The organism is Psychrobacillus sp. FSL K6-1415, from assembly GCF_038003185.1.
Classification (GTDB): Bacteria; Bacillota; Bacilli; order Bacillales_A; family Planococcaceae; genus Psychrobacillus; species Psychrobacillus psychrodurans.
Genome location: NZ_JBBOOQ010000001.1, coordinates 1,925,751 through 1,947,839, shown reverse-complemented (window position 1 = coordinate 1,947,839; position 22,089 = coordinate 1,925,751). Strand labels below are relative to the sequence as shown.

Here is a 22,089-nt window from a genome sequence, read left to right as displayed (position 1 = left end):
TGCGATTCTGACTGCTTCCATATGTTTTAACAATAGCACGTTGGATTTTTGGACCCATGCACTTTAAAAACGCATTTAATGTTTGCTCTGGAGGAACTGGTTTTTGTCCTCCACCGTTAACCCTAGTTGCTAATTGTTTCACTTGTGTATTTTTTGCCAGTACCGTTTTCCACCTATTTGATTAAGAATCTTCGTTCTGAAGTAGTATTCGAATATTTTTTAAATTCTGGTTCCTCTTCTTTTAAGCGTTTCGAATCAAAGCGTGTAACATCACTTGACTTCCAAGACACTTTCCGAGTAGCTGTAAAAGCTTTTTCGTTCACACCCATAAACGCTTTGATTTTATTTTTATATTCCTTCTCTTTTGTTTGAAGTTCAGTCAAATCAACTTTGATTTGATCTAATGAATCAATAAGTGTTTCCACTTCAGAAGGTAGATGAATTTCTGTGTCATAATCCGATTCAGGATAAAGCGCTTTTAGCAAATCTACAGATGCTTCAGTACCATCAAATGGAGGCGGAATTTGTTTCAACACGTTGTTTTCCCAAAAATCTTTTTCTATATTGATGAGGTATGTGATTAATGCCTCATCACGGTCTATTTTTTTATGGACAAATTTATTTCCTCCAACAAGTACTGCTATGTGCCACGCCGTAAAACCTGTAACCGCCATGTAATGCTGACATTGGAGTTTATAAGCTGTTGGTATTTCTTCACAATCCCACTCACCTTTTAGGTATTCAGAAGTTGTTTTACACAGCAAACCTTCTCGTTTACCAATTATCAAACGATCCACATTAGCTAACATGAAAGGATAATCTGGGTGTTTCAATATTGCATTTCTCCTCCGAACCTTTAAACCAGTTCGTACAGTAAATTCTTTAGCAACTATGTCTTTCATAACATTGCCCCAGTATGCAGCTTCCCCAGCCAAATCCTCATGAGGTGTTTGACCGAGCTTATCTAAATAAACTCCAACCAGAGATTTCCACTTGCTTAAACCTGCAATTGCTGAAACATCACTACCACCAATACCAAGCCGTCTTGCTTCTAACCACTCTTCACGGCTCAAATCAACTGTTTGTATTAACGTTTTCGCTTGCAAAATACTCCTCCTTGAATTTCTGAATCCTACCGATAAAATACAATTATAAATTTAGTTCCAGAGTCCTTTATCAATCAAGAATAGTGGATTTTCTTATTTACTTAGATCGGTTGCCTCGCCTACTTCGATAAGATGCTCACCCATGCATCCTGTAGAGCAATATAAGTTACCATGAAGTTCGTATCCTTCACCTTCGTACAGTTCTTCTCTACAATGTTTGTAGATGCATTGACCAACCTTACTAGGTTGTTGTAATGGTTCTTCGTATCCATAGCCTGCTACCATTCCATTTTCCAACATGTTTCCACCTCTTTGTAATGGTTAAATCCCCTCAAGAAATCTTAGACTTCTTGATGAGAGCAAATGCACTCATGCTATAATATTCATAAGTATTCACTTTTGCTATTTGACTTTGCCGAGTCATTTAGCTTTTTTGTGCCTGAAAACTCTCTTCCACGTATAAATAAACTGATGTTATTATCGTAATAACATTTACCATTACACCTTCTGGACTACTAATCATGTCTTCTCACTGCCATCACTCTGACCCCAGCTGCAACTAACTGAACTAACAAACATAAGACTTTCTTTAAAGTCACCTATTTTCCAAACTCACAATGCTACGGGAAAGAAGTAAGCAACAATAATGAACTAAATAATTTTAACCCTTCTAGAAATTTGGTACATTTATAGAATTCAATGATAACTAAACAGAATTAGCAAAATCCAAGTGAATTTTTTAGAAAATAGAATTCTAACTTCTACAATTACAGTGATATCGTTGATTTTGAATTATTGGAAGATGCCGAATTTATCAGTTATGGTGGCTAGTAGAGTGTTAGCTAATGATGTTTTTATTCTGGGGGTAAATATAGTTAGGTGGGGTAACCGGTAAAAAGACAAATGTAATTCGATGAAATACAAAATTACTTTAAATTATACGAACAATCCTGTTGTCTATGTAGATTTGAATATTTCTGCCACAAACCTTTCCTGCCATTTGGAGTGATTTTGTTTTATATTAAAAATAGGACGCACGTTTCGAAATTGAAAAACAATAGCTTGCCGGTTAGGTGCGACAATTATTTTATTCACCTTATGAATCTGTGGTGGTCCATGTGCTAATCCTGATACATGATAGACTCACTGAATGTGAACAATGGCAAGATTTTATTATGAACTGTGCCATATCGAGTGTCTTCTTCGGAACATCAAGATGGAAAGCTGATAATTTTGCATATTATGACTAGGTACCGTCTTTTATGCTTAATCGAATGGATTTACCTTCTTCCGAAAGAAAAGGCTGTGTGATCGATCCAAGAGACGTTTTTTGTAGAACTTGAGTTTGCTGAAAAAAGGTTGCACCGATATGTAAAAATTTGTAAACAGCACAATCACCAACTTGTAAAGCTCAGTTTACAGAAAGTACAAATACACAACTAAAGGAGACCATCACAGAATTCTATCCTTGTGACAATAAAAAGGGTATTACAATCAGAAGTTTCGAGAATGTAACAGCATATGTGAAAGTAGAGTGGAGATGGCTCGCGAAAAAAATGTCTAAAATATATAAGTTAGCATTTAAACATGAAAACAATATGAAGTTTGCATATCGCTATAAGTAGTACGAGTAGAAAAGACTAATAAGACTTTGATACGAATGAAACGGATAAGCGTATCCTGATTGAGATCGAGGCCGCTGTATTAGATTGAAATGTTAGTTTAGTATAAATAAATAATTTAATAGTGATAAATTTAATCATATTTATGTCGATCCTATGAAATCGAACTGGAAACCTAAAACTGCTCGAGAAACCATGAGTATATTATGGAAAAGTATAATTAAAAGTTGTTCGGTAATAATAAGATCTAGAACGTCACTACACAACATATATGAAATTTAGAAACCTCGAAGAATAAGCGATTTTGAGGTACAGTGTCTTATTCATAATTTCTATATATGCTTAACTAAAATTTAGAATACAAACTTACCTATTAGAAACACTGATATATCAACGTTTGCAAACAAAAAAACACTCATTTTTATATGAGTGTTTTGCCTTTTTTAGGATAACCATTTTGGTGGTGTGTTTTTTGACCAATATATGTCACCCAACACATAATGTTTAGAATACTTATCTTCCGCCAAGTGATAATGGAAATTGAAATAATATCCTTCTTGTGGCTTTTTGTCCGTTCTTACATGAAAACGGATTAAATCTTTTTTAGTAGAATCATTATAAATATTAAAAATCTTTTCATGATAATCACCAGATGGCTGCTCTGAAATAGATAAAAGCGGTATTTCTTGATCGGATGTTTTGGCAATAGTCAGATCAATTGCTTCTTGCATTTTTGGAAATATAACATCGTCAAACTCATGCTGAATCACTGGTCCTATTCGATTCCCAAATTTTATGTATGCTTGTTCTCTGGCTGCATTCGCCATATGCTCATAAATGGAGGAGTCATCTGTAATTGATACTTGATCATAATCTTGTACATCAGAAGAAATAGCCCTAGAAGGACTTTTAATATCTAATATTTGTTCCCAAATGAAATGGCTAGGAGATATTAGACCAAATGTTAGTAATGCAACAGTTATAATTATTGACTTTTGGAACCACTTTTTCATCCTATTCACCTTCAATATTGGACAATTTTAGTAAAACTCTTCATTCTATTAAACGTTTTGATTAAGTAAAGGTTTCATCTTCTTACTATTCATTGTACAATAAAATGTGTAAACATACCACAGAGCTTTTTGAACAAAGGAGGAAAATCACGATGGACGCAGGATTAGTTATAGGGATCGGATTTTTATTTTTATTAGCATATTTAACATCACTTAACTTTACTGATTGATTTAAATTATTAACAAAGTTTTAGGGAGGGTCGTGGCTATCGTCATGGCTCTCTTTTCCTTATTACCTCTTTGTCATACTATAAATCAATAATTCCATAATGAAACTTAGAAGACAACCTAATTTCTCGTTTAAAACCATATTCTTCAAATAGAGTTGAACGGAAATGCGCTTTTAATACTACTCTCTTTCTTGCGAGTCTTCTTGCCTCTGACACCCACTCATCGCTCAAAGAATCATGGGCACCTGCCTCTCTTAATACATGAAAATTGGAGGCCTCCTCAATTATTTCTTCGAACATTGGATCTATATAAACTACATCATAGGTATTTGACGGTACTGTTTTCATATAAGCCACTGAATCGTGATTAATAAGACGTATATTCCGTAAGCTTTTTAGCATCGCCTGATTGTTTGTTTTGTAATTTTTTAGCCCTTCATCTACCACGTACGCTATAATTGGTTCCTTTTCACAAGCATGTACAACCCCTTCAACTCCTACCGCATAAGAGGCAATAATACTATCTGAGCACAGGCCAGCTGTGGTATCTAAAAAATGATCCCCCGCTTCTAGACTAGTTGCTTCCAAAAATGAATCTTGCTCCCCTTTTAATAGTCTCTTCATACGAAACGCAGCAGAATTAGGATGAAAGAAAAAAGGAGAAGTGGAACCGTAAGTATACAGTTCCAATCTCTCATTGCTCACAACAAGTACATTTGCTTGCTGTTCTTTTTGTATAGTAGAAACTGATTTCTTTTGCCGTTTAAAATAAGGTAAATTTAAAAGTTTAGAAATCTCTTTTGCTTTTAAAATATATTCCTCTTTTGTTCTTCCCGCTGTTGTTACTACGGTATTCATGAAGAAACAACTTGTGAAAGAACACCAGATAGATGGTCTTTAATTGTCTCCATTGAGTTGCTCTCAATTTGCTCACGTGGAATGAAATACGCTAACTGATCATCCTTCCAAATGGCAATAGATGGTGAACTTGGCGGTACTTCTTCAAAATACCCTCGCATTGTTGCAGTAGCCTCTTGATCTTGTCCAGCGAATACTGTCACTAAGTTTTCAGGTTTTACTTCTAATTCATTTAGTGCATTAACAACAGCAGGTCTTGCAAGTCCAGCAGCACATCCACATACTGAATTTATCACGATTAAGGATACTCCACTAGCAGTTGACATATGTTCTTGGACATCCTCAGGTGTTATAAGCTCTTTAAATCCAGCCCCTGTTAATTCACTTCGCATTGGTCCAACAATACCTTTCATATGCTCATCGTATGCATTCATGACTTCGCCTTCTTTCATTTAGTTTCACATAACCTATTATAACAACATTTTCACAACATAAGCTAATACCTTGTTTTCATATTTTTACATACTTTTTTAGGATTTTAACGACTTTTTCGTGAATTTTTTCTTCTTAATTACGACGTTTGCACGACTTTTGCTTATATTACCATCAAAATACGTATACTTTATTTAATCCAATAGATTACGCTCCATACCATTCATTAAAATTATACGAAAATCTATAATCCAGTTTTTTGTTTATGAATGAACAACCAATTGTTCTTACAACAAGTTAATTTTGTATAGAATTCATATAAATACTAATTAATATAAATTTCATTCAAATTTCACAATTTTTTTATAACATGTAATTTGTATTAGGAAATCAAATTTATTAACAATTAACAAGGATTAATATTAGACAATGATCCTAATTGCAATTTTGAAGTATATATAGGTTGTGAGAATCATTAAATTATGGGGGAAAAAATTTGAATAATAACAAGAGATTCTATAATATTTTTTGGCGTTGGCACTTTTATGCGGGGGTATTTATTGCTCCATTATTAATAACACTAACATTAAGTGGGATTGGTTATTTATTTTATACTAATGTTGAAAACCAAATGTATGACGATTTATTTTTTGGTGAGGCAACTATTAATGAAAGTATATCAATTGATGAAGCGATAAAAAATTCTGAAAACCAATATCATGGTTTCAATGTTACAAAAGTTATAGTTTTAAAAGAAGATTATAATACAAGATTTACAATGACCGACGCAACTGGCGAACAGAAGTATGTATTCATAGATAATAATAACCAAATAATAGGTAGTCAAAATGCCGCATCTACCTTCTCAAACGTAATGAGAAGTTTGCATAGTTCTTTGTTTGTAGGTGGAACAGTTGTAAACTATTTGGTTGAATTAGCTGCATGTTGGGCTATATTTTTACTGATTTCGGGAGTTTATATGTCATTGAAAGGGAAAGTCTTTAAAAGACATAAAGGTACTCTAAATAAAAGACAGAGACATAAAAAACTTCATGCTATAACTGGCACTATAATAGCTATACCTATGGTCATTTTGATATTTACAGGTTTACCTTGGTCCGCTCTAATGGGTAATTTCATACATTCTGTAGCCCAATCTCAACCCTCTATCGGTATTCCAGAATTACAACTAGTTCCGCCAACATCTGATATCAACGAAATTCCATGGGCTATTCGTAAAAATCAGACACCTAAATCTGAGGATCCTCATGCTCACCATAAGATGATTACGATTACTATAGATAATGATAATATGGTTAGTATGCAAAAACTGATGAAAGAGGTTGAAGAATCCCAAATCTCCGAACCGTATTCTATCATCTTTCCAATGAGTGAAGAGGATGTATATACAGTATCGAAAGGAAGCAACACTGGGGTTACTGGCTTAGATGTTAGCCCATATGAGGAAGTGACTGCTTATTTTGATCAATATAGTGGCAATTTCATCTCAAAAGTTGGTTACGAGGAATATGGTATTTTAGGGAAATGGTTTACATGGGGGATTCCATTACATGAGGGGCATTTATTTGGTTGGCCAAATAAAATTATAAATCTACTCGTTTGTTTAGCCTTTCTAGCAGTAATTTTTTGGGGCTTCAAAACATGGCTAGATAGAAAAGTAAAACATCAAATATCAGCTCCACCAAAAACCCCGGTTGGAAAGAGTTTTGCCGGATTCATAGTTCTATTAATAACTTTAGGTATAATTATGCCGCTTTTTGGTCTTTCTCTGGTGGTAATAGCTTTAATTGAATTAACTATATATGTATTAAAAAAAGATAAAAGTAGAAACATTAACGAACTTCTTTAAGAATTTTAGAACTATAAAAGATTTTTATAATGCGGGCTTACGATATCAACTGTAAGCCGCTTTTTTATTGTTTTATTGCCTCAATTGTTAAGTGAAATATTTTTTTGTTTTTTCACACTAAAACACCATATTAATTGAACAATATTTTCCAAACGTATTTTACAAGAGAAAGAAATAAAAAAGCCCCACTCAAATTAATTGCTTAATGAGAAGGTCGCTTTTTATGAAGAGAAAATAAATCTGAATTTTTTACTAACCAATTGCCCTGAAAGAACTTGGTACAGTAGACAAATTATATCCCATGAACAAAACGGATGTTGGCAAAATTAAAAACACCCTTTTAATTTACAACAGATTTGTTTAGTAATTCATAAAACTTGCTCCTACGATAATAAGTAAGATAAATAATACTACAATTAATACAAAAGTAGACCCGCTATTACCATAGTCGTTATTACATTCGCCTCCACCATATCCAAACATCTTATTCCCCCTCCTTTCCAATTACTACTTTTTATAGATTATGCAGTGTTTAAAAATGGTTAAGGTAATTTATCTCGTATGAAGAATTTATTTTTATCTTTCTTTGGTATTCCGTTCAACAAAGAATTTTTCACACAAAAAAAACCACTCAAATGAGCAGGAAATAGTGCTAGTTATATTACTTTTTTCTTGAACTTTTTTATCCCTATAGTTACCGGATTCGCCCACAAAACGTTCAATTATTTTCCTATAGGCTCACATGCCCAACCATCTTTGTCCCCATCATATTTAGATGCATATGCAGGATGCCCTTTTTCTACTCCATCTGGATAGTACTCTTTCAATGCATACAATTCTTATAATCGGTAGGTGCTCCTGAAATAACCGCTAATCCATCTTCGACATTTGAAATGTTTAGGTATTTGTGTAGGTTCTGGATATTCACTAATCTCTTTTAATAAAGCTAATTTCGATTTGGAAATAGTGAAGTCTATAGTATTAGAAGCAAAATAAAAAGCCCCACTTCTTCAACAGTGGGGCTCCAATCTAATTAAGATTGTCTGAGAATCACGAAGGGAGAACTTCAGCTTCTCATAGACTTAAATTACCCGAAACGCTCAAGAAATAACCTGGTAATTATATCTAAATAACTTTCACTATTTTCATACACCGTTTTTTCTAAATCTCTTACCATGGTAGCTTGAATTATAATTGCGCGAACATTTCTCCACTATACACCTTAAAATATTTCGACATAGTGCTCCGTCAAACTCAAACATCTTTGTTTTTTAGTTGATAGAGCTCCAAAGAATTTGCATATACCTTGTACGTGTTCCTTAACTACTTTCTTTTGAAAATATTTGTCTAACATTTGTCTTGACTCACTCGGACTATCCATGAAACATTTTCGGAAGGTATGGAATGCATCTTGTTTTTCTAAGAACCTGGAAATTTTGCTCTTTAATACCCTATCATTTAGTCTCCCACTATACATTCGGCTTTTACTATATGAGTATTTTATTATTAGTATCAGATACCACTTCTACAGCAAGCTAGACTAACATAAAACATACCCATAGTTATTGTATGCAGCAAAATCAATTAGTCTTATATTATTAACTTTTATTCTAAATTTCCCGAAGCCCCCTAATTCATACGGTTATATAGAAAGAGCATCCATGTGGATGCTCTCTTAGAGTGTATTATTCACCTAAACTAAAATCCATATTAATACTACTTGATTATAAATGTCTGAATTAAGCACTGTTCATCATCTACTACATTCTGTGTTTCTTCAAATTGAATATTCATTTCACTATAAATTCTTTTCCAAAACGAAACAGCAGGACTATTCTCCATTAATTCAATTACAAAATAATTCCCTTTCTTAACTTGGAATAATTCTCTTATGGCCTGTCTGCCTAATCCCATACCTTTGTATTTATTTAATATAAATAGGTCATTTACGCCAAAGTCATAATCTTTTTTTAAGAACGGTCGTTCCAATAGTAGTATAAAACCGATGATGTTTTTATCTAAAATGATGAAATATGGAGAAAGCCCTTCTGTTTCCCAAAATTCATCTATTTCCTCATATTCAAAACAACCGTCTTCTCCAATATCAATTAGGGAAGTATATTTTGAAAGGTCATGAAGATATAAAGAATAGAAGTTTCTTAAGATAATTTTTTCAGTTTCTAATACTTCCTTCAGAATAATATTCATTTGAATTTTCTCCTTTTCAAGCTATCATTTATACAATTCCTTATAAGCTAATACTTTTAAAGCGAGCATTTCTTCCTCAGTTAAGTTACTTTCTAACTTATTAAAAATCTCCTGTTTTTCTTCTTCAGTCATTCCATTTTGAGCTTTTGATTGAATTTCTTGGATTTCACCTAGGCCAAACTTTGTAACCAATGCTCTTGTAGCTTCTTCTTTTGTTTGAAAAGGTAGTTTGCTACTATCCACATCTTTACCCTCAGCTATAAATTCCTGAAGCTCAGGATCATTTTCAATTTCCTCTTTTATCGTTTCTAGCTGTCCGCTATCCTGTAACTCTATTGAAACCTTTTCCATCACTTGATCGGCAACTAGCTTTGGTCCAAAATAATAAGCGGCTACCACAAGAATACCTATAAAAATGATAATCCCAAACAGTACTTTGATAAACTTCACCGTTATTCCTCCCAGATTTTGATTAGTCATATCATACTACAATCTCAAAAATAAAAAACTAATGCGTATGACATGAACATCCTCAAAGGCTTAAGCATTGCGTGCGACATTAGCAAGTCAATATAGAATATCTTTTGTTGGTCTTTGTATAATTTCTTCATAATAGTGCAAAAAACGCAAGAATATTGTTCATATATATATATCGAACAGCATTCTTGCGTTTACAATAGAGGTTATTTTCTCTTCATGGTACTATTATTTAGTTCTATTTTCTTGCATCACTCATTTGTTTCCAAACGGATCCTTTAGCTTCTTCTCCGCCCTCAATACGAGAAATCGCCATTAACACCTGAAGTTTTACCTCATATTCTTTATCATTCATTGCTTCTTTAAGGGCTATAAGTGAATCTGTTTCGCCAACTTCGTAAAAATACATTGCTGCTCTCCAGCGAACTAATTTGTTTTTATCAAACAAAGCAATCTTCATCGCATCTGCAAATTGTATAAATCCTAAGTCACTCATTGCATCACCTGCTGTTCTCCTAACTGCTGAACTCTTGTCTTTTAGAGCCATTTCTAAATAAGGAATAACTGCTTCGTCTTCTATTAAACCAAGGTAAACTGTTGCTAGTCGTCTAATAGATACTTGCTCATCTTGCACTGCTCTTTCCAATATTGGTAGGTCTTCTATTTCTGGATTTATCAAGTTATTTAGTAATTGAAAACGTTCCTCCCATTTACTAACCTGAAATTCTTCTAATGTAAATGGAACTCTTATAGCTTTTTTATCTTCTTCATTTATATCCTTATCTGCGATAAGTTGCGCGAGTTTGCTTTCTGGAAAAGTTGCTTCTAGCTCTTTTACTAACTGTTCCCCTATTTCTTTCTGATCACCATAACGAACGCCATAATCCACCCATTTGCGCAACAAGATATAATTTTCTTTATCGCCTTCCATAGCCTCATCTAGTGCTTTAATAAAACGTTCGGATAGTCCATATCTCGATTCTGATTCACTATCGAATACCTTTACCTGAAGAGGAATTCCTTTATACTGCTGAACGTGAACGTATACTTCCCCGTAATGTTCTAATGGTTTGTCTGTGTCATTTACTTCATCGTTTTCAGCACCGAACACATTTTCAACACTAGCTAGAATTGTTTCCCAAGCGAACTTCGCGATACGTTCAATTGCAAGGAAGTCTGCCACATGGTAAACACCCTTAACGCCTTCTATACCAAAGATAGCTTGAATTTCCTTTGGAGCATCAGTTATATTTTCTTTTTTATAGTTATGGCTTTTGCCAAAAGGAAGCTCCTGATCGATTACAACTTTCATCGTATTGGGACTTGGCGTCGGTTCAATTGTTACTATTTTCATTTTATATACCCCCTGTAAGTGAAGTTAAGAAGATGCTATTTCATCTAAATAGGACCATCTTTCAATTAGTTGTTCATATTTGGTGTTAGCTTCTGCTAACTCATTCGTTATAGTTTGAAGTAATGTAAAATCAGAACCCGCAGTTTGCATCTTACCTTCTAATTCTTCGATTAACTGTTCCGTTTGTTCAATTTGTTGTCCAATTGTTTCCCATTCTCTTTGCTCTTTGTAGGAGAATTTTTTCTTTTCTTTCGTTACTTTTTCAGGAATTTCAACTTTAATTTGTTCTACTAATTCCTTTGGTGTTTCCTTTGGTGCCTCAAGCATATCTGAATAAACTCCAAGCCATTCAGTTACTGTACCATCACCATTTAATAGCCAGAGCTTTTTAGCAATGCGATCTAGGAAGAAACGATCATGGGAAATTGTAATAATTACACCAGGAAAAGATTCCATGAAATCTTCAAGTACCGATAATGTTTGAATATCTAAATCATTTGTAGGCTCATCTAAGAATAGAACATTCGGCTGCTCCATCAGCATTTTTAAGAGCACTAAACGTTTCTTTTCCCCACCAGAAAGTTTCCCAATTTGAGTACCATGTGTGTTTAACGGAAACAAGAAACGCTCCAACATTTGAGCAGCAGAGAATTTTTCTCCTGAACCAGTCTCTATTAGATCGGAGGATTCACGTACATATTCAATCATTCTTGTTTGTGGATTCAATTCTGGTAACTGTTGAGTAAAGTGCATTAACTTTACGGTGGAACCTTTTACTATCTCACCCGAATCCATCGGAACTTCGCCTGCAAGCATTTTAAGAAGCGTACTTTTTCCTACACCATTTGGTCCTACGATACCAATGCGATCTCCCGCTTGTAGCAAGAACGAAAAATCCTCCACAATGTTTTTAGTATCAAATCTTTTAGAGATACTTTTTCCTTCTAACACTTGCTTACCAAGTCTAGTAGTAACCATTTCCAACTCTAAGTTTAAGGCTGAATTGTCACGATCTATACTTGCATCTATCTCTTCGAATCGATCTTTTCTTGCTTTCTGTTTTGTAGATCTTGCCTTCGCACCTCTGCGAATCCACTTTAATTCATTACGATATAAATTTTGTAGTTTTTGCTGAGATGCAGCATTCATTTCTTCGCGTAATGCTTTTGACTCTAAATAGTCTGCGTAATTTCCTGTATGCGTATATAAGGTTTTATCTGCTAGCTCATAAATATGTGTTGCAACTGTATCTAAAAAGTACCGATCATGAGTTACAAAAATGATAGAACCTTCCACTCTTTGTAACATGTCCTGTAACCAATCCGTTGACTCTTTATCCAAATGGTTTGTAGGCTCATCTAATAATAAAAGATCAGCTGGTTCGATTAACACTTTTGCAAGTGCTACTCTTTTTTGTTGACCTCCAGATAGATGCAAGATAGATTCTTCAAACTGTGTTATACCTAATTTAGTTAAAGCAGTCTTAGCTAATGAATTAACGTCCCATGCTTGCAAATCATCCATTTTCTGCTGTAGATCCATCAATTTATTTTGAAGTTCCGTTGAATCTGAGTTTTCCATTAATGCTAATAAGGCTTCCTCGTATTCTCTATTAATCTTTAGTATTGGGGAATCTCCACCAAATACAGTTTGTATAACGGTTTCTTCCTTTTCAAAAATCGGTTGCTGTTCCAAATAGGCAATGCGATATTTGTTCGGGTGATCTCGTTCAATTGAATCTGCTTCTAGTTCACCAGCAATAATTGATAGAAACGTAGACTTACCCGTACCATTTATACCGATTAAACCCGCTCTATTTTGGTTATTAATAGTAAAAGATATATTTTTAAATAAGGTTTTTTCCCCTACCGTCTTTGTTAAATCAGAAATGATTAAATGACTCACAGTTGTTCACCTGTTTCTTTACGTAAATTTTCTAGAAAAAGCTCCATAAATTCATGTCTTTCTTTAGCTAGTTCTTTTCCTTTTTTTGTTTGCATACCATCAGAGAGTTTCAATAATTTTTCATAAAAGTGTGTTACGGATGCCGTTTTTTTTGTTCGATACTCTTCAACAGTCATATTATCTCTAGGTGTTTCATCACTGTCGTAAAGTAATCTTCCTTTTGCTCCTCCATAAGCAAATGTTCGAGCAATACCAACAGCTCCAATTGCGTCTAATCTATCCGCATCTCGAACTATTTTAGCTTCTAAAGTCTCTGCTTCCAATTCGTGGCCACCATTGAACGAAATGGCTTTAATTACTGCTTTTACTTGTTCAATTTTATAATCCGGTAAACTCAATTGTTGAATGATTCTATCTTCCTCTTGCTTTTCTACTGTAGAATATTTTGGATCACTAACATCATGAAGTAAAACAGCAAGCTCAATAATCTCTCTATTAGCTGAAGGTTCTGTATCTGCTATATCAAAAGCATTTTTACGTACTCTCTCTATATGCTGAAAATCGTGACTAGCATCAAAATGCATATATACTAATTTTACTAATTGTTCGCACTTCTGAATCGTATTCATATTTTACTCTCCTTACCTGACACTCTTATCTATTATAACGAAAAACAAGGAAAAAGACTGCTTATGCGGTTCGTTTCTCCTTTTTTGAAACATTTGGTTTTTTAAGGAATAAAAATTGCTAAAATTCGACATATTATTGACGAAGACTGACAATTCAAGTATAGTTTATGTATCCATTTATAGAATATTTAGTGGATTAAGGGAGGAACGTTTATGCAACAGGGGAAAGTAAAATGGTTTAATAATGAAAAAGGGTATGGTTTCATCGAATACAACGATGGAGAAGATGTATTTGTCCATTTTACAGGAATTCAAGGTGATGGATTTCGAGCATTAGATGAAGGACAACAAGTAACGTTCGAAATAGTTGAAGGAAACCGTGGACCTCAAGCTGCAAACGTGATAAAAAACGAATAGAAACGCTTCTTCCCGCGGCAAACTAGTCGTGGGACTTTTTTATTTTGAACCCTTTAGTTTACTACCAATTTGTTTAATACTCTCACCAACAGTGCATTGTTCAATACAAAATCTATATGCAGTTGTTTTGCCACTCTCTTTCCTTAATTGCTTTCGAACAAAGCATCCGTCACAATAAGTATCTGATAAATAATCAATTTCATTTATTAACTGTGTGTTTTTCATAACTTACTACTCCTCACTATTTCATAATTGTACTATTATGTTTCTTTTGTTTGCAACTATCCCTCAAATCATTCAAACTAGCTATATCCATTATTTTATTAAAAAGGGGATTATAATGTTAGAAGTATATATTGACGGTTCGACCACTGGTAATCCAGGACCAAGCGGTATCGGTGTGTTTATAAAAGGAGAAGGACACCATGTAAAAGTAAGTGAGTTTATTGGAGAATACTCCAATCACACAACGGAATTTATCGCATTACAAAGAGGTTTAGAAGAAGCAAAAAAACTATCACCTTCCCTCGTTTCAGCACGTACTGATTCACAAATCGTTTGCGCTGCAGTAGAAAAAAGATATGCGAAGAATCCTGAATTTTCGGCTATACTAGAGAACATTCTAGCCATCATAGATTCATTTGACCTGTTTTTCATTAAATGGATTCCAGACGATCAAAATAAAGCGGCCCATGCCCTTGCACGAGAGGCTGTATTAAAACAACTGCCTAAAAAGTAAAAGGCAGTTGTTTTTAGCTATATTCTACTAATTCGTTTTGTTCTTCTTTAAATCATTGTACTTCCTTGTTCTGAGAGTGTTCAAAATCTAATTCAATTGCCACCTTGGCTTTATTCAAAAAGTTCACAATAACCTCGTCACTGCCAAATAATTGAAAAATCGACAGCAGTGGATTTTTCGGTTTATTTATAGAAGTATAGATGAATTTTGTTATATTGTCACTTTGACTTACTAATTCGTATTCTGTCGTCATTTTAAAGCGATTATTAAGAAGGAAACTTTCTTGTATTGCTTTGTAGTTAGAATCATTGGTATATTTTTTTATCGTAATTTCATACTGCTCGATCAAAGATCCATTTTGATAGCTTTGATTTATAATTGTACCTATAATTGTTTCTGTTTGTTTAATTACTTCTTCATCTACTACTTTCGGAAATATCCTTTTCTTTTTTGAAATGTCTCCATAGAAGTAAAGCCATGCAAATTCTATAGGTACATTAAGCAGAATTTCTTTTTTCCATTTTTTCATTGGTTTTTCATCCTATCCTATCTTCGATAACATCTTTTCAAGTTTGACTCTCCATTCATCTGCTAGCTCATCTACTTTGAGAATATTTTCAATTCCTTCTTTTGAATCTTTTTGATAAAAATAAATTGAATGAGCGTAAGAAACAGTTACTTTTTCTGGGTGTTCAAAAATTCGTTCGATACGATCAGTGTTAGTAATTCTTCCTTCTTTAATAACACGACATAGATAACCAGTATGTCCAGTTTCTATCATACGTTTCATCAAAGGTTTTATACCAGTTCTTTGGTTGATAGTATTGCACGGTATTCTGCCTTGTGTTACCTCTATAATTGCCTCGCCGATGGAAAATCGATCTCCTATATGTATGTTCTCTTCTAGCATATTTTCTACTAGTAAATTTTCTCCAATTGCACTTACTGGAAAATCCATTCGAAATTCTTTTGACCAACTTCTGTAATGTTCCATGCTATACACGCAAACGGCTCTGTCAAGACCACCGTGATGCTTTAAATCTGCAACTCCGTCGTTATCAAAGCCATCATTTGCCAAATATGCTTCAGTCACCTGAGTTTTGAAAATTCCTGATCGAAGTTCTTCTCCTAACTCATTCTTCACAGTTTTAGGTTTCCCTACTGATATTGCAATTAGTTTCATTTTCTCCAATTTTCAAACACCTCCAAAATATTACTATAATCATAGCATATTAGTTGAAACAAACGGCTGATTTATATGCAAAAAAACAGACTCTCTGATGAGAGCCTGTTAAAGTTAAGTTTTAGGTTTAAAATTAAGCTTTAACTACGTTAGTAGCTTGAAGGCCACGTTGACCTTGCTCGATTTCAAAAGTTACTTCTTGACCTTCGTCAAGAGATTTGAAACCTTCGCTTTGAATAGCTGAGAAATGTACGAATACGTCGTCTCCGCCTTCACGTTCGATAAATCCGAATCCTTTTTCTGAGTTAAACCATTTTACTTTACCTTGTTCCATGTGTATTTCCTCCTCGTATGCAGCAGCTGCACACATTGTGTTACTATCCTTGCTCAACACTGTTAAGTAAAAGTGTTGCCACCTACTAACTAACCGAACAAAAATAATCCTCTTTAAATATAACACGCATTTTCTGATAATGCAACAATTATACCTAATATTTTTTAGTGTTTTCTAATAATGCTCCTATTGCTCCGCTATAGCCATGCTTAGCTAAAAAGGTCGGTTTTTTTAGCTTTAATACTGTATAGGATTCAATGATTTGCTGGAGTAATTCATTGTCCTCCAATGTTGTACCTATGTATATTATATCTTCCACTTGATGAGCATCTGCAACTTGAATACAAAGAGAAGCAACTACTTCACCAATTATCCCTTGGACACCAGCTAACAAGTCGGAAGAGCTTCTATTGTTGCTATTATTTAATGAAATACCGCCAAAATTACTCGCTGTTAAAGTACCTTTTATTGGAAGCTTATTGTTCTTATATATATCGCTTACTAAGACATCAATCTCAGTCCTGCTTCCTTCTCGAGATTGTTTTATGATTTCCTCAAAATCGGATATACCTGTTAAAGCCATTCCCAAGCCAAGAAGGGTTCCACCGCCGATTCCAGTACCACCTAATCGTTTATGTATATTATTTTGCATAATATGTATAGAGGTGCCAGTACCTATATTCGCTATAATTGCTGCTTTAGGTTCGATTGACCCTTGCTTCATTTGATACATGACACCATTCATAGTTGCATCAAATTCAACTATGTATGGTATGTCCTCTTTAGAGCTTAAATGAACTTTTAATTGCTCAGCACGACCACCAGTGACGCAGATAGAAGCATTTGGATGATTAGATTCAATCCACTCCTTAACCTTTTGGAAATCTGATGAAAGAAATCGTTCAAAGACCATTTCATTATTTTCATTCCAATAAGCTATTTTTGTTAATGTTCCACCTGCATCAATACCGATTCTAGTAGTCATTCTAATTCCCCTTTATGTTATGACACCTACTTTATCCATGACCCTACAATAGGATAGTTAAATGTGTCTCCCGTAATCGCTTTAACAATTCCAATAATCGGAACTACAAATGCCATTATACCAAAAATAATGAGCATCGGAATACCAATTAGAATTAAAATTAAAAATGCAGATATAGTCAGCAATACCGCCATAATTAATTGAAACAGTACAGCTTGAATGGAAAGCTTTTTAATTTCTTCATCATTTACTACTAGAAATAAAATAAATGGCACTAGAAAAGGAGCAAACCATGTACTTGCATGTAGCAAGATTTTTAAACCTGTGTTTTCCATTTCTTTTCCCTCCTCTCTTAATATTTATACGTTGAAACTAGATGAATAGTTTCACTTTTCCTTCTGATACACAATTTCCCCTGCTACAACTGTCTTTACTACCGAAGTAGAAAGAATGTTATCTTTTTCAAGTTTATTATCTAAAATAGTAAAATCCGCATCAAAACCAGGTAATATCAATCCTCTCTTGCATTCCCTCCCAATAGCTTTCGCACTACCGGATGTATAAAGCGATACAGCTTCAAAAACAGTTAACTCCTGTTCTGGTAAGTAGGAATTATTAACTGCTGCATCTATCCCAATTAATGGGTCTGCAAGTTCTATTGGCGAGTCAGACCCTCCTGAACAATCGAATCCTTGCTCCAGTAATGATTTCCAAGCGTATGCCCATTGTAGTCTTGAAGGTCCGAGTCTTTCTTTTACCCAAGGGAAATCGGATGCGACAAATATTGGTTGTAAATCTAGGACGACGGGGAGCTTTTTCATTCGCTTAACAAGATCAGGACGCAATACATTCACATGAATTAACCGATCCTTTTTCCCATCTGTTACAGGATACTCTTCTATTAAATCTAAAATCTTTTCAACTGCAAGATCACCTATTACATGGACTGCAATATTCTCATTATAGCTACGAGCCAATTTCACTAAGTTCACTAGCTTTTCCGAACTATGGACCTCCACGCCTTTATTCCCTGGTTCATCAGTGTAGTCTTCCCCTAGTAATGCTGTTCTGCCACCCAAAGAACCATCTACAAATATTTTCATCGCTCCAAATTCGATAAAAGAGGAAGATTCTTCTCCTTGCATTTGTTCAAAAACATCATGATGCCTTAGAAGGTGAACTCTAAAATCATTTTGAACAACCTCACGATATGCTTGTAATGGAACTTCATAGTGTCCGTAATAAGCCATATCCTCAGAATGGACACCAGTTATCCCTTTGGACTTTAAATCCTTCAAACTAGAGCTAATAATGTTCTTCAAATATGATGTAGTTGGTAATGGTATATGCTCTGTTATTAGACTTTGTGCTTCATCGTAGAACAGTCCATTAAGCTCACCCTTTTCATCTCTACCTATTACTCCTCCTACTGGGTTAGGGGTTTCTTTTGATATGCCAGCTAATTTCATTGCGGCTGTATTTGCTACTAAAACATGTCGGCATACTCTTTTTAGCACTACCGCTGTTTCGGTTATGAAGTCGATATCAGTACAAGTTAATGGTCTGCCTTCTTCTAATTTATTGTCGTCCCAACCTTCTGTCATATACCATTCTTCATTAGTTATATGAGAAGCTATCGTTTCTTTTATTTGTTTTATAGAAGAGAAAGTAGATAAATCTAAATAAGATAGTTTCTCACCATGACCAATCAAGTGAATATGGCTATCTACAAAACCCGGATACATGACACATCCATCAAGTGATTCCACGTTATTTGCTAATGGTAGTAGATCTTTTTCCAATCCAGTATGCAAAATTAACCCATCTTCTACCAATATTGCTTCGACGAATTTGTCTTCAGCTTCCATCGTGAAAATCTTTCCATTTGTCCATAGCGTCCTCACTACTTTGTCCCCTTTCTTAGTTCCGTTAATTCATCTACCAGCAATTCTGCCGCTTTTCGATAAGCATTACTCATATTCGAAAGAGAAGCTATAAGTAAAATTAGCTTATCAATTTCTTCAGTTTCCTGATTTTCAACTTCTACTTCATGAGCCTTCATTTCATTAAGGAAATTTTGAGCATTTTTTTGTTGCAGTTTAACCCAGGAATTATAAAAATTTGCTAGCGGAAAATCTTCTACATCCATTTTTTCATTTATCGGCTCTAATACAGATTTAATATCTTTAATAGTTAGTGCCCCTTTTAACTGATATATCAAGCTAATCAGCATTATATGGCTTTTGGAATATTTTTTATTTTTAATGGGTATAAACAATTTTCCCTTGGCATAATTATTGATCATCGTTTTAGTCAATACTTTTTCATCTTCATTACGTAAAGACTCATTATAAGTTGCATCAAATAACTGAATCACTTGGTCCATATACAGATCAATAGCGGGTATATCCTCTTCATGTATTGTGGACTCCAAACTCAACTTTTTTGTAATTTCTTCTGATTTACTCACTAATATACCTCCAGTTTGTGCATTACGTTTATCATAACTTATAAAACACCCAAGGTAAACCTTGACTAAGTGTTGTAATAGTAATACATTTATATGTAGTTATAAAAACCATATGGAGAGGTTGAGGTATTTACATGAATAAATATATAAGAGAGCCGTTTAATAGTCTTTCGCATTTGTTAGGAGCAATATTAGGTCTATTAGGACTAATTCTAATGTTAATAAAAGGAATAGTAATCGATAGTTCCTCATTAACTTTAACAGCAGTTATTATTTTTGGTATTAGCATGATTTTACTTTATACTGCATCCGCTACTTATCACTGGTTGATAGGGAATGTTCACCATATACAATTCTTAAGACGCTTAGATCATTCAATGATTTATATTTTAATCGCAGGCACCTATGCACCATTTTGCCTTATCACGTTAAATAACACTGCTGGATATATCTTATTTACTATTATTCTATTCCTAGCAGCTAGTGGAATTTGTTTTAAAATGATTTGGTTTGCTAGTCCGAGATGGGTTTCTACTGCTATTTATATCGGCATGGGATGGATGATTATCTTCTTGGCACCTACACTAGCTGACTCTCTAGGGTCTGCAGGATTATTTTATCTAATTTTGGGTGGAGTTTCCTATACTATTGGAGGAATTATATACGGGATAAAACCAAACCTTCCATTTATTAAGAAGTTAGGATTTCATGAAATATTTCATATTTTTATATTGTTGGGGACTGTATTTCACTTCATCTGTGTTTATAGATATGTATTGTAAGAGAACAGGGCATTGCTTGGTCCATTAAGTTTAAAAACTGTTTCTATCGTTATAGAAGTGCTTAGGGCAGACGTTTTACTTAAGGAATACCAGGGTGAATTTTTAGCGAGTATTGGTGGTGCCAGATGTTACAACCAATACTTATCTTTTTCGTTAATCTTATGGTAGCATCCTGAGCATCACTCTCCTACAACATTGAGAAATAGGTCTGTACGTTTTAAGATAACTAGAAAACTAATAATCCCTAATTATAGAGAAAGCTCACGAAGAGGTAATTTCGTGAGCTACTCCCTTCACTATTCAACTTTTCAACTATTTTTCTTTATTCCACTAGGTAAAGAGAACTCTCAGCATTCCTCTGTAATTGAATTACAGCTTTCACATTCATCCGCGATTACAAATGATTTGTAACTAAATAAAACTCGGCTAATCATTTCATCAAATCGATATGCTCTTCCAAATTTTATAGTCGAGTATGCTTGTTGTGACCTCAGATACAGAAAATAGCTATTCCCTCTTTCTTATAGCGTTTTAACTCCCACTAGAAGTGTAGGCTCAAGCACTATTTCTACATTACCTTTGAGAGCTTTACTAATCATACAAGTATCTTCAGCCTTCAATAGTAATCGTGTAGCCATTTTGAAATCTTTTTCATTTACTATTACTAACGTTGGTCGATGTATTATTTTTTTATATGTAAAAATACCATCCGTCACATCTACTACAGCAGATGACTCAACAACTAGAGATACTTTTTCTATCTTACTTCTCTCTAGCATGGCAGCAAGTGTGATAATATAGCATGTTGTGGCAGCACCAAGCAGCATTTCGTCTGGATTTGTACCTACTCCTGGTCCATCCATTTCTTCTGGAATCGAAATTTTAGTTTGGAGATTTTGAGCATGTATAGATCCTATATCATTGCGATTACCTGGCCAATTAGCTTTTAAATGAAAATAATGTTCCGTCATAAATATCATTCCTCTCGTTTTTTTTATATTCTAATGGAAATATTGTCATGTTCTTAGTATGATTAGGTAGTGAAAGTAGGCGAATTAATTGTTTAAAAATTATGGTAAAGTTGCAATTTCAATTATATTTATTTCAATGTTTTTACTTATTTTAGGAGTTAAATATGTACTAGGTCAAGATTTAGTTATTATGAACTTGCTTGCATTTGCTGCATTTTCAGTAGTAATTGGCGTTTTAGCAGGTGCCATGTTATTGTATAATTTACAAAAAGCGTTTTATATGTTTGCCATCGGTTTAATAATTGGTTTTTTTGAAATGTACCGCTCCTTTATTACTGGACCCGAGGAATTTGGAGACTTAGCTGGTATCCTCTCCTTATTTATCTTCACTGCTTTTGGTTTTGTTATAGGGTTAATCGTTGAAGCCATATATTATTTACTAAGAAAGAACGAGCAAAAGGACTAGCTGTCAGAATCCTTTCTGCTCGTCTTTTTAGTTCTGTG

The 22,089-nt window shown here is 34.1% G+C and carries 26 protein-coding genes; 5 read left to right on the top strand and 21 right to left on the bottom strand.

Annotation, left to right across the window (positions count from 1 at the left end; translation table 11 throughout):
- Positions 1-173: 173 nt before the first annotated feature.
- From MKY60_RS09080 to MKY60_RS09060, 5 genes are all read right to left on the bottom strand, one after another.
- Positions 174-1,106 (bottom strand): YqaJ viral recombinase family nuclease, encoded by a 933-nt coding sequence (locus MKY60_RS09080; protein WP_340929561.1) that lies wholly within the window; start codon positions 1,104-1,106, stop codon positions 174-176.
- 93 nt (positions 1,107-1,199) lie between these two features.
- On the bottom strand, positions 1,200-1,406 hold the full coding sequence (locus MKY60_RS09075) for a hypothetical protein (protein WP_093494763.1): 207 nt from the start codon (positions 1,404-1,406) through the stop codon (positions 1,200-1,202).
- 1,765 nt (positions 1,407-3,171) lie between these two features.
- A complete protein-coding gene (locus MKY60_RS09070) occupies positions 3,172-3,741 on the bottom strand; it encodes a YpjP family protein (RefSeq protein ID WP_093494762.1) in 570 nt (189 codons plus the stop codon).
- Positions 3,742-4,049: 308 nt separating this feature from the next.
- On the bottom strand, positions 4,050-4,829 hold the full coding sequence (locus MKY60_RS09065) for a class I SAM-dependent methyltransferase (protein WP_340929560.1): 780 nt from the start codon (positions 4,827-4,829) through the stop codon (positions 4,050-4,052).
- On the bottom strand, positions 4,826-5,263 hold the full coding sequence (locus MKY60_RS09060; RefSeq protein WP_340931082.1) for a BrxA/BrxB family bacilliredoxin: 438 nt from the start codon (positions 5,261-5,263) through the stop codon (positions 4,826-4,828). The genes MKY60_RS09065 and MKY60_RS09060 overlap by 4 nt, the downstream gene beginning before the upstream one ends.
- A gap of 494 nt (positions 5,264-5,757) precedes the next feature.
- Between MKY60_RS09060 and MKY60_RS09055 the strand changes: the two genes are divergently transcribed.
- Positions 5,758-7,131 carry a PepSY-associated TM helix domain-containing protein gene (locus tag MKY60_RS09055; protein WP_340929559.1) on the top strand — a complete coding sequence of 458 codons (1,374 nt, stop codon included), beginning with the start codon at positions 5,758-5,760 and terminating at the stop codon, positions 7,129-7,131.
- A gap of 360 nt (positions 7,132-7,491) precedes the next feature.
- Here the strand turns inward: MKY60_RS09055 and MKY60_RS09050 are convergent, their stop codons facing one another.
- The 7 genes from MKY60_RS09050 to MKY60_RS09020 all read right to left on the bottom strand — a co-directional run bounded on the left by MKY60_RS09050 (position 7,492) and on the right by MKY60_RS09020 (position 13,704).
- Positions 7,492-7,614 (bottom strand): YjcZ family sporulation protein, encoded by a 123-nt coding sequence (locus MKY60_RS09050; RefSeq protein ID WP_090561481.1) that lies wholly within the window; start codon positions 7,612-7,614, stop codon positions 7,492-7,494.
- A 239-nt stretch (positions 7,615-7,853) separates the two neighbouring features.
- Positions 7,854-7,958: an excalibur calcium-binding domain-containing protein gene (locus MKY60_RS09045; RefSeq protein ID WP_445677986.1), complete on the bottom strand. Its 105-nt coding sequence runs from the start codon at positions 7,956-7,958 to the stop codon at positions 7,854-7,856.
- A gap of 889 nt (positions 7,959-8,847) precedes the next feature.
- The gene (locus MKY60_RS09040; RefSeq protein ID WP_340879551.1) at positions 8,848-9,339 is read right to left on the bottom strand and encodes a GNAT family N-acetyltransferase; all 492 of its coding nucleotides are present in this window, start codon (positions 9,337-9,339) and stop codon (positions 8,848-8,850) included.
- 24 nt (positions 9,340-9,363) lie between these two features.
- Positions 9,364-9,789: a hypothetical protein gene (locus MKY60_RS09035; RefSeq protein ID WP_241600340.1), complete on the bottom strand. Its 426-nt coding sequence runs from the start codon at positions 9,787-9,789 to the stop codon at positions 9,364-9,366.
- Positions 9,790-10,054: 265 nt separating this feature from the next.
- Positions 10,055-11,170: a conserved virulence factor C family protein gene (locus tag MKY60_RS09030; RefSeq protein ID WP_241600339.1), complete on the bottom strand. Its 1,116-nt coding sequence runs from the start codon at positions 11,168-11,170 to the stop codon at positions 10,055-10,057.
- 24 nt (positions 11,171-11,194) lie between these two features.
- Complete coding sequence (locus MKY60_RS09025) at positions 11,195-13,075, bottom strand: ABC-F family ATP-binding cassette domain-containing protein (protein ID WP_093494757.1); 1,881 nt, start codon at positions 13,073-13,075, stop codon at positions 11,195-11,197.
- On the bottom strand, positions 13,072-13,704 hold the full coding sequence (locus tag MKY60_RS09020; RefSeq protein ID WP_340879550.1) for an HD domain-containing protein: 633 nt from the start codon (positions 13,702-13,704) through the stop codon (positions 13,072-13,074). Before MKY60_RS09020 ends, MKY60_RS09025 begins: the two co-directional genes overlap by 4 nt.
- Positions 13,705-13,917: 213 nt before the next feature.
- Between MKY60_RS09020 and MKY60_RS09015 the strand changes: the two genes are divergently transcribed.
- Entirely contained in the window at positions 13,918-14,121 is a 204-nt protein-coding gene (locus tag MKY60_RS09015) for a cold-shock protein (RefSeq protein WP_090561500.1), read from the top strand.
- Positions 14,122-14,160: 39 nt separating this feature from the next.
- On the opposite strand, the gene MKY60_RS09010 is transcribed toward MKY60_RS09015, so the two are convergent.
- On the bottom strand, positions 14,161-14,346 hold the full coding sequence (locus MKY60_RS09010) for a zinc-finger domain-containing protein (RefSeq protein WP_093494755.1): 186 nt from the start codon (positions 14,344-14,346) through the stop codon (positions 14,161-14,163).
- Positions 14,347-14,461: 115 nt separating this feature from the next.
- Here MKY60_RS09010 and MKY60_RS09005 point away from each other — a divergent pair, with 115 nt between their 5' ends.
- Positions 14,462-14,860, top strand: coding sequence for a reverse transcriptase-like protein (locus MKY60_RS09005; RefSeq protein WP_093494754.1), 399 nt, complete (start codon positions 14,462-14,464; stop codon positions 14,858-14,860).
- Positions 14,861-14,912: 52 nt separating this feature from the next.
- On the opposite strand, the gene MKY60_RS09000 is transcribed toward MKY60_RS09005, so the two are convergent.
- The 7 genes from MKY60_RS09000 to MKY60_RS08970 form a co-directional block, all read right to left on the bottom strand.
- Positions 14,913-15,389, bottom strand: coding sequence for a hypothetical protein (locus MKY60_RS09000; protein ID WP_093494753.1), 477 nt, complete (start codon positions 15,387-15,389; stop codon positions 14,913-14,915).
- Positions 15,390-15,401: 12 nt separating this feature from the next.
- A complete protein-coding gene (locus MKY60_RS08995) occupies positions 15,402-16,043 on the bottom strand; it encodes an MOSC domain-containing protein (protein WP_093494866.1) in 642 nt (213 codons plus the stop codon).
- 133 nt (positions 16,044-16,176) lie between these two features.
- On the bottom strand, positions 16,177-16,377 hold the full coding sequence (locus MKY60_RS08990) for a cold-shock protein (protein ID WP_053589685.1): 201 nt from the start codon (positions 16,375-16,377) through the stop codon (positions 16,177-16,179).
- A 154-nt stretch (positions 16,378-16,531) separates the two neighbouring features.
- A complete protein-coding gene (gene coaW / locus MKY60_RS08985; RefSeq protein ID WP_340879548.1) occupies positions 16,532-17,362 on the bottom strand; it encodes a type II pantothenate kinase in 831 nt (276 codons plus the stop codon).
- A 26-nt stretch (positions 17,363-17,388) separates the two neighbouring features.
- A complete protein-coding gene (locus MKY60_RS08980; protein ID WP_090561512.1) occupies positions 17,389-17,697 on the bottom strand; it encodes a DUF4870 domain-containing protein in 309 nt (102 codons plus the stop codon).
- 51 nt (positions 17,698-17,748) lie between these two features.
- Complete coding sequence (locus MKY60_RS08975) at positions 17,749-19,266, bottom strand: amidohydrolase (RefSeq protein WP_340879547.1); 1,518 nt, start codon at positions 19,264-19,266, stop codon at positions 17,749-17,751.
- Positions 19,266-19,832 carry a DUF1836 domain-containing protein gene (locus MKY60_RS08970; RefSeq protein WP_093494750.1) on the bottom strand — a complete coding sequence of 189 codons (567 nt, stop codon included), beginning with the start codon at positions 19,830-19,832 and terminating at the stop codon, positions 19,266-19,268. Before MKY60_RS08970 ends, MKY60_RS08975 begins: the two co-directional genes overlap by 1 nt.
- A gap of 134 nt (positions 19,833-19,966) precedes the next feature.
- Between MKY60_RS08970 and trhA the strand changes: the two genes are divergently transcribed.
- The gene (gene trhA, locus MKY60_RS08965; RefSeq protein ID WP_093494749.1) at positions 19,967-20,614 is read left to right on the top strand and encodes a PAQR family membrane homeostasis protein TrhA; all 648 of its coding nucleotides are present in this window, start codon (positions 19,967-19,969) and stop codon (positions 20,612-20,614) included.
- Between the two features lie 521 nt (positions 20,615-21,135).
- On the opposite strand, the gene MKY60_RS08960 is transcribed toward trhA, so the two are convergent.
- Positions 21,136-21,585 (bottom strand): OsmC family protein, encoded by a 450-nt coding sequence (locus MKY60_RS08960; protein ID WP_093494748.1) that lies wholly within the window; start codon positions 21,583-21,585, stop codon positions 21,136-21,138.
- Between the two features lie 88 nt (positions 21,586-21,673).
- Between MKY60_RS08960 and MKY60_RS08955 the strand changes: the two genes are divergently transcribed.
- On the top strand, positions 21,674-22,051 hold the full coding sequence (locus MKY60_RS08955) for a hypothetical protein (protein WP_093494747.1): 378 nt from the start codon (positions 21,674-21,676) through the stop codon (positions 22,049-22,051).
- The last annotated feature ends 38 nt before the right edge of the window (positions 22,052-22,089 follow it).

Bases quoted from the DNA above. Each gene is read 5' to 3' on its own strand.
- MKY60_RS09075 (WP_093494763.1), bottom strand. From the start codon at position 1,406: ATGTTGGAAAATGGAATGGTAGCAGGCTATGGATACGAAGAACCATTA.
- MKY60_RS09070 (WP_093494762.1), bottom strand. From the start codon at position 3,741: ATGAAAAAGTGGTTCCAAAAGTCAATAATTATAACTGTTGCATTACTA.
- MKY60_RS09065 (WP_340929560.1), bottom strand. From the start codon at position 4,829: ATGAATACCGTAGTAACAACAGCGGGAAGAACAAAAGAGGAATATATT.
- MKY60_RS09060 (WP_340931082.1), bottom strand. From the start codon at position 5,263: ATGAATGCATACGATGAGCATATGAAAGGTATTGTTGGACCAATGCGA.
- MKY60_RS09050 (WP_090561481.1), bottom strand. From the start codon at position 7,614: ATGTTTGGATATGGTGGAGGCGAATGTAATAACGACTATGGTAATAGC.
- MKY60_RS09040 (WP_340879551.1), bottom strand. From the start codon at position 9,339: ATGAATATTATTCTGAAGGAAGTATTAGAAACTGAAAAAATTATCTTA.
- MKY60_RS09030 (WP_241600339.1), bottom strand. From the start codon at position 11,170: ATGAAAATAGTAACAATTGAACCGACGCCAAGTCCCAATACGATGAAA.
- MKY60_RS09020 (WP_340879550.1), bottom strand. From the start codon at position 13,704: ATGAATACGATTCAGAAGTGCGAACAATTAGTAAAATTAGTATATATG.
- MKY60_RS09015 (WP_090561500.1), top strand. From the start codon at position 13,918: ATGCAACAGGGGAAAGTAAAATGGTTTAATAATGAAAAAGGGTATGGT.
- MKY60_RS09010 (WP_093494755.1), bottom strand. From the start codon at position 14,346: ATGAAAAACACACAGTTAATAAATGAAATTGATTATTTATCAGATACT.
- MKY60_RS09005 (WP_093494754.1), top strand. From the start codon at position 14,462: ATGTTAGAAGTATATATTGACGGTTCGACCACTGGTAATCCAGGACCA.
- MKY60_RS09000 (WP_093494753.1), bottom strand. From the start codon at position 15,389: ATGAAAAAATGGAAAAAAGAAATTCTGCTTAATGTACCTATAGAATTT.
- MKY60_RS08995 (WP_093494866.1), bottom strand. From the start codon at position 16,043: ATGAAACTAATTGCAATATCAGTAGGGAAACCTAAAACTGTGAAGAAT.
- MKY60_RS08990 (WP_053589685.1), bottom strand. From the start codon at position 16,377: ATGGAACAAGGTAAAGTAAAATGGTTTAACTCAGAAAAAGGATTCGGA.
- coaW (WP_340879548.1), bottom strand. From the start codon at position 17,362: ATGACTACTAGAATCGGTATTGATGCAGGTGGAACATTAACAAAAATA.
- MKY60_RS08980 (WP_090561512.1), bottom strand. From the start codon at position 17,697: ATGGAAAACACAGGTTTAAAAATCTTGCTACATGCAAGTACATGGTTT.
- trhA (WP_093494749.1), top strand. From the start codon at position 19,967: ATGAATAAATATATAAGAGAGCCGTTTAATAGTCTTTCGCATTTGTTA.
- MKY60_RS08960 (WP_093494748.1), bottom strand. From the start codon at position 21,585: ATGACGGAACATTATTTTCATTTAAAAGCTAATTGGCCAGGTAATCGC.